Annotated in this window: 8 protein-coding genes; 4 read left to right on the top strand and 4 right to left on the bottom strand. The window is 38.2% G+C overall.

Features of this window, described 5'->3' with window-relative positions:
- Positions 1 to 555, top strand: a 555-nt coding sequence (locus BW716_RS37275) for a hypothetical protein (RefSeq protein WP_083730456.1), incomplete at its 5' end; no start/stop codon positions are given.
- A gap of 38 nt (positions 556 to 593) precedes the next feature.
- Here the strand turns inward: BW716_RS37275 and BW716_RS33715 are convergent.
- The 4 genes from BW716_RS33715 to BW716_RS33700 all read right to left on the bottom strand — a co-directional run bounded on the left by BW716_RS33715 (position 594) and on the right by BW716_RS33700 (position 5993).
- Positions 594 to 1577, bottom strand: a complete 984-nt coding sequence (locus BW716_RS33715; RefSeq protein WP_083730455.1) for a restriction endonuclease — start codon at positions 1575 to 1577, stop codon at positions 594 to 596.
- Between the two features lie 75 nt (positions 1578 to 1652).
- On the bottom strand, positions 1653 to 3656 hold the full coding sequence (locus tag BW716_RS33710; protein WP_179091388.1) for a UvrD-helicase domain-containing protein: 2004 nt from the start codon (positions 3654 to 3656) through the stop codon (positions 1653 to 1655).
- Positions 3637 to 5541: an ATP-dependent endonuclease gene (locus BW716_RS33705; protein WP_083730453.1), complete on the bottom strand. Its 1905-nt coding sequence runs from the start codon at positions 5539 to 5541 to the stop codon at positions 3637 to 3639. The genes BW716_RS33710 and BW716_RS33705 overlap by 20 nt, the downstream gene beginning before the upstream one ends.
- A 239-nt stretch (positions 5542 to 5780) precedes the next feature.
- The gene (locus BW716_RS33700) at positions 5781 to 5993 is read right to left on the bottom strand and encodes a helix-turn-helix transcriptional regulator (RefSeq protein WP_083730452.1); all 213 of its coding nucleotides are present in this window, start codon (positions 5991 to 5993) and stop codon (positions 5781 to 5783) included.
- Between the two features lie 494 nt (positions 5994 to 6487).
- Here BW716_RS33700 and BW716_RS33695 point away from each other — a divergent pair, with 494 nt between their 5' ends.
- Genes BW716_RS33695 through BW716_RS39310 form a run of 3 tightly spaced genes read left to right on the top strand, consistent with a single transcriptional unit; the run spans position 6488 to position 8432 of the window.
- The gene (locus BW716_RS33695; protein ID WP_083730451.1) at positions 6488 to 7219 is read left to right on the top strand and encodes a sensor histidine kinase KdpD; all 732 of its coding nucleotides are present in this window, start codon (positions 6488 to 6490) and stop codon (positions 7217 to 7219) included.
- Between the two features lie 29 nt (positions 7220 to 7248).
- On the top strand, positions 7249 to 8154 hold the full coding sequence (locus BW716_RS33690) for a HEPN domain-containing protein (RefSeq protein ID WP_083730450.1): 906 nt from the start codon (positions 7249 to 7251) through the stop codon (positions 8152 to 8154).
- Positions 8151 to 8432 carry a helix-turn-helix domain-containing protein gene (locus BW716_RS39310; protein WP_083730449.1) on the top strand — a complete coding sequence of 94 codons (282 nt, stop codon included), beginning with the start codon at positions 8151 to 8153 and terminating at the stop codon, positions 8430 to 8432. Before BW716_RS33690 ends, BW716_RS39310 begins: the two co-directional genes overlap by 4 nt.
- Positions 8433 to 8719 lie beyond the last annotated feature (287 nt).

The following is an 8719-nucleotide window of genomic DNA, read 5'->3' as shown; positions in this document are numbered from 1 at the left end:
CGAGGTCCGAATACTTACTCAACCCCTGTATTAAAAGCCCTTGGCAAATGTAAAAACGTTCAAATCGTTGTGCAGAAAGAGGATTTTCTAAGACCGGATGTGAATGTAAAAAATGTGGATGCTTGGAAAACCGAACTTTGGAAGTTATACAAGGGGGTTAAATGTGATATCGAAAGACATCAATTTAGAAAACCAATGGGAGACCTCTCAGTATGTGCTGACCCTACTGTTGATGGCATTAGGTGTGTAGGCAATCATAACAAAGAAAACAGATCCGCTTTCCCGAGGGCGCACCACAAATTTCTGGTATTCTGTAATGTTACTGAGACAGAAATGTACAAAACTTATGATCCAGTTGCCCTTTGGACCGGCTCCTTCAATATTACAAAGAATGCAACACTTTCATTTGAAAATGTCATCTATTTTACCGAGAAATCAGGAAAGAATGAAATAATCAATTCATTCATAAACGAACACCATCAAATCTTTGCGCTATCGGAGGCGCTAAATTGGAGCAGTGTCTGGACAGAACCTGAATTTAGAATCGGCACATAATGATAGGGTATTTTCATTTCATTACTTTTTTTATTATGCTATTTTAACTTCCCTGCATGCCGCCACATAGTTATAGCCATTTGCTTCACATCCTCGTTTTCAAAAAATGACAACGGATAATGTCGGGCCTGTGATATCGATTTACCGCCTGGCTCTATGTGAGAAGTCGTTATAATAATTCCATGACTTGCGTTCTCGAATTGAACATCTGCATAAAATGCTTTAACGACGTTAATCTTTACTGCATTGCTTAAACTATGTCTTTTGCATTGTATCACAATCAATGGACTATCCGGATTGTTGTCATCATAGGCTCTTATGTCGATTCCTCCGTCCTTAGAACCAGGACCAAGTTCGACGGTGTAATTTAATTTTTTAAAAAATGCAGCGCAAAATCGCTCAAAATTCCGCCAGTGAATATTTTCGAGCTTATCCTGATTTACCGCCAAATAATCTAAAAACCCTTGGGGAATGAAGCCACTTCCATCGGTTTTAATTTCCGCATTGAAAAGCTTACTCAGTGGTGTGCCGCCAAGCCATTCTTTAACCTCACTAGGATAAATATAATTTTCTTGCTCTTGACTTTCTGCTACACTTTTCACTATATCGAAGGCATAATCAAAAGGGATATCTAGCTCAGTCTGCAAGTATTTGATTAGAATTAAAGGGTCTATTTTTTGATTTTTGTGATTACTAGCAAACTCTCCTGTCTTTTGGAGTGCATCTGCCGGATTATAGCCGGCTTTCATCCATTTGAATAAATGTTTTGAGGCTAAATAAGGTCCGCGCATGTCCGATGTGATGTTGCCTAGCTTGTATCGAATATGATGAATGTACGCATCCATTGTGTCTTCTCTCATTCGAATGGTTCCATTATGTTCTGGGTCATTAACGTCTTTTGGCCATTGTTTCTTTAGTATTTCATATACTTCTTCTATTGTAAGGATGATACCAGTTTTTATTGCGACTACTTCAACAATACGGGCATAGTATTCAGTAACACTTATATAGAAAGCTCCCATATCAGTTTAAATTAATTTTGATTTGAAGACTGTTAATAAGATCCCCAAAAGTTACATGGGTTATGAGCACACACATTAGATATGTATTATGTGCCAATCGTTTGGAGAGAGAGCATTTAATCTCGTATTAAACCGGTCAATATGCACAGCAAAACAAAGGAGATGAGTTGGTCTTGAAAATCCTACGTAGGCCATTCTTAATGATTGTTTTAGGTAAATTTGATGAGGGGCTAAACTCGGGTGTCCTAAAATGAAATGGGATAAGCGTTCTGATTCATAACAACCAGAGTTTCGGACAGACTTTTGGTAGTAACTCTCCATATAAAGAGTTGCGGTATGGGTTTGTCCTTTAACAGAGTGAACTGTAGCCACTTCAATAGAAAAATCCTGTGTTTTAAACCAATTTCCTTGATTTATTTGGTTGACATTCGCAGGTTGGACTCTAATCGCTGTTGTATTATTAATAAAATTTCTGGACGATGAAACGTGTTTATTAAAAACGACAAGCAATCGGGGGATGAATAATTTCATTGCTGCCAACACAGCTGTTTGATTTCCCTTCAAGATCTCACTACTCCAAATGAAGATGGATTCTCGTAATTCGTTATAAAGGGTTGGGAACATATCTTTAAGATATTCATATAGTTCGTTTTTAGAAAAAGAGAAGCCTGCGGGATTGGAAACGCTTTCTATACGTAATACTTGTAGTAATGCATTTAGTAAGTTTTTCCCTACGGAGTAGACTGATTTTGAGTTCGTGTCGAACATGTACAAATAGTTTTCCATGATATCGTGAGTGATCCGTATTTTCTTATGCCCATTGTTATAGTTAGGAAAGAAAGTGCGGATTGTTACTCTATTTTGTTCATCTTGGGTCCGCCAGCAAATTGCTTTATATACATCTGTATTCGAACCGGGTAACGTGCCATTAGCACGATATTGTTGAAGCAATGTGGCGTAGTGAGGAATTACTTGCTGCGCGGTTAAATCATTATAAACTAGTAAGTGTGGTAAATGCCTAATTGGAGATCCGTCTGCATTCTGTTTTAGTCCTACTACTGCAATGGGGCTGGCTGCCAAACGTTGGACAACAGCGGCAATATTGGGGCATAACCGATGACTGCCTGTGATTTGCAGTACGCGAGGTCTATCAATCCAAGCTGTTATCTGTCGCGAAACATCCGAATAGATTGCCTGATTTTTGTCTCCAATTCTTTGGTAAACAGTAGCTCCGGCTATTGGTATTCCGAATAGCGTCTCCAATAGTTGAAACTGATGAGCTGCCATATCTTGCATCTCATCCACAAAAATGTACTGAAATCTTGTTTGCAAAATTTGTAGTATTGCTGGGAACTCTGAAAGGTAACTATTAGCTAGAAAGTACGCGTCATCAAAGCATAAATATCCATCTCGTAATAACTTTTTTTTAAAGGAAAGTAACCACCTTTGTACACTGTCTTTTTCTGCCTGCGTCCAATCCTGTCTTCCATTTCTTATCTGTGGATTTGTAATATTGATTTGCGTGCCGGCAATATCACTCGCCACTTGTGGTTGGCTTAAAGTTCCTGTGAACCTAATGGATGTAGGTCTGTCTCTTCCTCGTAAGAATTGTTTTGCCATATTTTGGATTTGGCCAAAGCCAGCAAATGAAAAACTTGAAAACTGATGCGCTTTTTCTTTGTACAAATCATCGTCAATGCGCAGTGGCTTTTTATTAAATTTTTGTTGATAATAAGGAAATGCCAGAAACTGGTCTACAAAGGCTTGAATCGTGCCAACGAAGTGGTTACCCGAGAACAATTTTGGGCAATGCATCCCGATAGAATGTTTGATTTCCTCCACAGCTGCGTTCGTGTGAGAAAGGACGAGTACTGCCCGGCTTCCAACCAAGGGTAAATGACGCTCGATGATTAGCAGCTTTGCTAATAGAGCAGTCGTTTTACCACTTCCGGGGACTGCCTGTAGATCGCAAGTGTTCATCTCTTGTATATATGCAATTCTTTGCGCATCAAATACACCTGTTCTACTGAATAAGATGTTTTCGGCATAAGCGATATCACTAAGGTTGATTTGCAGCATGACGTATAGCATTAAATATGTAGGTAAGAGATCTTTCAGTTTCGTAGTCCGTAATTGTTTGATCAGCTAGTAATGCGTTAGCAAATTGCTGTGCAACAATTGTTTTGGAAATAGGCTCTTTTTTTACATTCAGTGAGGTATTTCCTGTCCAAATATGATTATATATTGCATATGCAATAATGCTCGCTGAATCCTGCCATCTATTAAAATAGCTGGGTATCTGCTGAATGGCACTATCATAGTTAGCCAGGCGCTGCACATCAGCATCTATACGTTGTTCTTTTAATGCTTCAAGAGCGGAAGTATAAAAAAGTTGCCGAAGCTTGGTTGATAAAGCAATACAGTATTCTAATGTCCAAAAAGGGCTTACAAAAGTCTCAACGACTTGGCCATTGTAGCTTGCCTTTTTTGTAGCAGTGGCTTGAATAATTCGTTGATCTATTTGTTGCTGTGTATAGGGTAGACTATGTATATTACCACTGCCAACTGGATCTTCAATTTCATAAGTTTCTCCATGTTCAATTGGTCTAATGTCTACGTCTGTTACAACAGCAACATTGCAATGCATTTGCTGTCCCAATTGGCGTTGAAAAATTTTTGCATAACGTAATAAGGCAGTGCTACCAACATTAATAATTGACACTCCTTTTTTGGTAAGGTTTATACCTATTTTTTGGGCTAGCACTGGTAGTAACAATTCTTCTGCCCAACCTTCGACAAGTATCACACCACGTGCGAAGAATAGATTGGCTTTTGTAGTGTCAAGGAAGCGCTCGAGAAATGTATAGTCTGTTGGTGATAACTGGGTGTAAGCTGAACCCATAGAAAATGCTTTCGCATTTTGGCAGATGATAAGATTTTCCAGCTTTATTTTGGAGCCAATATTCGGGCTATGTGTAGTAATTAAGAGTTGAATAGAACTGGCAGATGCTTCCTTCTGAAGCGTTTCTATGACTTGCATTTGTACCTGTGGGTGCAGGTGAGCTTCAATTTCTTCAATAAGCCCAAGACGCAATCCGTCCCAGGGTTGTTTTTCCAAATGTAACAATTCCGCCGCCATGCAAAGCAGGTTATGGCTGCCCAGACCAAGATTTTGTTCATTCTCAAACAGCAGTGACAATGATTCAAGTATACTACGCAGTTCTTGGCTAGTAACGTTGAAAGTGGTCTTTTTACCAGAAAATTTGTCCAAGTAACCATCCATAATGTCTTTCAGTTGCTTACCTGCCTGTTGGTCAGGTGGCAAAGGAACACCTGCATCATCAGTACCTTTGAAATAGGTACCCACCTTCGCATTAAGTGCCTGAGTAAGTGTAACAAACAGGTGGTTTGTTTTATCTTTGAAAGCTTCGTGACTATTTAATATCTGCGAAAGACGTGAGTTGCGGCGTGAGGATAATTCGTTGACGGCATCTCGTAGGGGCCGAAGATAAGTTATCTTGAGGTTATCTCTTGCATCTGCTGTCAATAGCTGGCCTTCATCGTCAGCGCCTGCCTTTACATCAGCAGGGAGAATACGGCTGTTATTTTTTGAAATGTCCAACATTAGCTTGAGATAGGGTGTATTATTTTGAGGATTCCAAGCAAGCCATTCCGTAAAGTTTTTTGCTTCTGGTGTTGTAAATCCCTCGATGATACATTCAATGCGGAATCGGCTGGTTCCTAAATGGAAATCATCATCTTCCACTTTAATCCATTCACCGCTGTGAGTCTTAAGCACCAATTTAATGGCATCTATAATAGCTGTTTTCCCAGAATCGTTTTCTCCAATTAATAAATTCAGGCCGGAATGAAGGAGAAGGTCCAAGTTTGGATGAGCAATATCCATAGTCGTAACACCACCAAATTTGCGGAAGTTCCACAGGCGTAACCTCGATACATACATATGACAATAGATTTTAGTGAAAATAGCGAATATTTGAAGTTAAATAGTAAATGTGATACTATGTAAATCAGAGGTTTATAAACTAAAACGTGGAAATATTAAATATCTATTTTATGTAGTCTGAAGTGCTGTCAGGAGTACATATATTTAAGCTCTGAGCAGAATTATTCTAAATTCTCGACATATTGGAATACTATATTAAAATCGATAAGGTCTTTTTTCTGTATTGTAAAATTTCGCTATATATTTTCCATAGGTGCCAAGAGTTCAGTCACCTGTACCTTTAAAACCCTGGCTACTTCATAAAGGGTTTCTAAACTTGGCTGCCTGCTATTAGTACACCAGCGGGAAACAGTTCTTTCATTGACCCCAAGCAATTGCGCTAAATCCTTGCTGGTTTTATCAGTGCGGGCTAAAACGGATTTTATCTGATTGTATTTGCTTTGTTTCATATCTCTAGTGGTCAAAACAAATATAATGCAAGCATAATTTATTGATTACGAACTTAAATAGACTTATTTGTTCTTTAAATAGACATAAATGGTCTTTTAATACTATCATTTGGTCTATTTTAATAGAAATAATTTTATCTTTATTTCCATGATTAAAATAACAATTGACAGTTCCTGAGCGAAATTATTAATTTCGCGAACACATAAAGAAATTTATAGCGTGTTTGCCTTTGTTGTCTGCTGCTGAAAACTCGGAAAGTATCAAGCCCACAGATTATAAGGTAAATCGCTCGCGTTATGGCGCGGGCGTTCTTATTGTAGGTGGGTAAGGCATTCCGAGTGCCGCAGCAGCCGAAGTAAGAATTAGCCTGCGCTTTTTTATGCCCCTGCATCAGGCTCCTCTTGCCAACAACTCACTGATATTTACTTCCTTAAAATTGTCCCTCCAATGGGGATGCGGCCTTTCTATGTCATTAACTCTCTAAACCGTTTTCATGTTAATACCACATAACCCACAGTCAGTAATGCCAGCTACCAGTTCTGAAACTATGCAAGTCTTTATGGGCATGCTTGCTCATGAGATGAGAACTCAGATAGCCGGTATATGCACAGCCAGTAATATACTCCTGCATGAGAAAGAAAGCAGAAAGAATAAGAACTTCTATTTGTCGCATATCAACTCAATGAGTATAAACGTCTTGCATGTTTTAAATAACATGATGGCAACAAATACTGTTGAAGGTGGAAAACTGGCAATAAAGACATTACCAATACGTATCCAAATTCGTGAATGGTTAAAGGAACAGGTTCAGCAATATAAACTGATTACCGCTATCCGTTCTGTAAAAATCAAAATCAATTTCCGACGCAACGTACCAGAATATATTATGACAGATGAAGTAAAGCTGGGACAGATTCTAAAGAACTTAATAGACAACGCATTGAAATTTGCCTCATCTGATACAAGTATTTTCATTTATATCTGTTGCCTTAGAGGCCGCCTGTTATTCCAAATATCCGATTGTGGGCAGGGTATTCCTACTGATAAAATTCCCCTATTGTTTAAACCGTTTCAATCTCTTGATGAAGGTTTGGGAGGTACGGGGCTAGGGTTATACATCAGCAAGTTATATGCTGAATCATTAGGCGGTGATCTTATGCTTGCCAAAAGTGATGCCACTGGTACCTCCTTTTTAGTCCTGATAAGTACACAAGGTCAAGCTTAACTCAATAATTAAAAATTTAACTCATTTATATGGATGCAACAACCTTACAACATCTACCCAAACAACAGGTAGCACTACTTGTACAATTAATACAGAAGATAGTGCTGGCTGTTTACCCAGTCAAAATTATATGTTATGGTTATCGAACTAGCACTATTGATGGCTGGAGTTGCTTTTTTGATGGAGATGCCTATAATAAAAGTATAAATCCTACTTATGATTTTTTGATTATAACCAATGATGAAGAGAAAAGAGCCCATTATGAAATAATTGAGATAGCGGAACAACAAGCATACCCATTAGGTTGTAACACCACTATTATTGTCCAACAACTGAATGCGGCTAACAAAGCATTAGAAAGTGGTAGCCGCTTTATTTCTACTGTTTATCGTAAAGGTGTAATGTTGTATAACGGTAATTGTTTACCCTTATCTGCACCTCCCGAGGAATTAGATATACCCGTGTTGAGAAGTTTAATAGAAGGTGACTGGCACAGGCGTTTTAGTATGTCACGTCGTTTTTTAAAGACAGCGAATTATTGTTTTGATAATGGGTGGAATGAACAGACCATTTTTGACTTACATCAGTCAGTGGAACATGCCTGTGTCGCAATAATAAGGGTATATATAGGCTTCCGACCAACGACGCATAATCTTTCCCGCTTATTGGACCTAATATGTAATTTCTCTCAAGAACTGGTAACTATCTTTCCCCGTCAGACAAAAGAAGAAACAGACCTCTTCAATACATTGAACAGAGCCTATTCTGAGGCCAGATACAATGAGAAGTACACGGTATCTATTGAGGTGACGAAAATATTATTAGGCAGGGTCACGACCTTATTAGACCTGGCCGAAAAGTTCTACGACAGGAAACAAATTAGCCTGGAATCAAGTCAACCTATTAGCTTCCCTTTAACAGTAAATAATCAATGAGCAAGCCTAAAAACAACAACAATACTCAGCAGAAAGCCGACTATTTTGTGACATGTATTGGTGAGGAAATGTTTTCATTAAGGAAAAACCATAAGAAGAGTCTGAAGACGGTTGCAAAGGATACAAAGATGTCTCCCGGTATACTCAGTAAAGTTGAAAATGGGACGTATTATAACTTTTGCATGACAAGATTGCTTCGGCTTTGTAAGTATTATAACGTGGACATAAGAGATGTAATAGATCGTGCGGAGTTTAAAGATCGCAATAATGTTATTTAAACATGTTTTTGACAGGAGTTCAATACACCTTAAATATTTTCGAATAGTTTTCAAATGGTTTTCAAATGGAAATCAATATGTCATCCAATAGGTTGATTTTGATGTGTGTTAGACATTTCGTAGTCCGGATTTTAGTTTACAGTGTGTTTTTGGGTCCTTGTAATAACTTGACACATTATAAATATCTCGATAATGTTCATTTTCTTAATTACATAAAGTGACATAATTCGACATAATGTGACAATGTTTGACATCAAACATACACGATGTAATCGGCAGATAACAAT

Origin of the sequence: [Flexibacter] sp. ATCC 35208, from assembly GCF_001975825.1 — a bacterium.
Taxonomy (GTDB): domain Bacteria; phylum Bacteroidota; class Bacteroidia; order Chitinophagales; family Chitinophagaceae; genus Chitinophaga.
The sequence above is the reverse complement of the archived record's forward strand: the minus strand, read 5'-3'. Positions and strand labels throughout refer to the sequence as shown.